A 981-nucleotide genomic window follows, 5' to 3' on the forward strand; every position below is an offset into this window, starting at 1 on the left:
CTGCTCCTCGCCACGCCCGCCCTGGCGCAGCCGGGCGCGCGCGTCGCGCTGGTGGTCGGCGCCGGGGCCTATCGCGCCATCCCCCCGCTCGCCAACCCGCCCAACGACGCGCGCGCGCTCGCCGCCACGCTGGCTCGGCTCGGCTTCGACGTGGACCTGGTGCTCGACCCCGACCGGCTGGCGATGGAACAGGCGGTGCGGCGGCTCGGCCAGCGCGCGACGGGGGCGGATGCGGCGCTGTTCTTCTATGCCGGGCATGCGCTGGAATTCGGCGGGCGGAACTGGCTGCTACCGGTCTCGACCGACATCCGCAACGACCGCGACCTGCGCTTTGAGGGGCTCGACCTAGACAGCGTCATCGCCCAGCTGGAAGGCGCGCGCGTCTCGATCGTGCTGCTCGATGGCTGCCGCGACAACCCGTTCCGCCTGCGGCTGGCAAGCGCGACGCGCGGCATCGCGACCGGCCCGGGCCTGTCGCCGGTGCGTGCGGCGGTCGGCACGCTGATCGCCTTCGCCACCGCACCTGGCGAGGTGGCCGAGGACGGCGCCGGCCAGCACAGCCCCTTCACCGCGGCGCTGCTGCGCAAGATCGCCACGCCGGGGCTCGAACTGCGCGCCATGATGGCCGAGGTGCGGCGAGAGGTGCGCGAGCAGACCGGCGGCCGCCAGGTGCCGTGGGAACATTCGGCGATGGAGGGCGCATTCTACTTCGTCCCCGCCGCGATCACCGTGCCGGCCGCGCCCCCGCCCGCCGCCCCGCCCGCGCGCGACGACCGCGCCGAGATCCTGTTCTGGGAGACGGTGCGCGCAGGCGGCACGGCCGCCGACTACCGCGCCTATCTCGACCGCTTTCCGGACGGCGTCTTCGCCCCCCTCGCGCGCGCAAGGCTGGCCGAGACGGATGGGCGGCGCGCACCCCCCGCCGGCCCGGCGCTCGCCGCGGTCGCGATGCCCCCGGTCAGTGCGCCACCGGCCATGGCG

Annotated in this window: 1 protein-coding gene; it reads left to right on the forward strand. The window is 75.7% G+C overall.

Translation table 11 applies throughout. The features are described 5' to 3' along the window. On the forward strand, positions 1–981 hold a 981-nt coding region (locus HW577_RS25620; protein WP_198378900.1), incomplete at both ends, for a caspase family protein.

Source organism: Neoroseomonas rubea, assembly GCF_016106015.1.
Taxonomy (GTDB): Bacteria; Pseudomonadota; Alphaproteobacteria; order Acetobacterales; family Acetobacteraceae; genus Neoroseomonas; species Neoroseomonas rubea.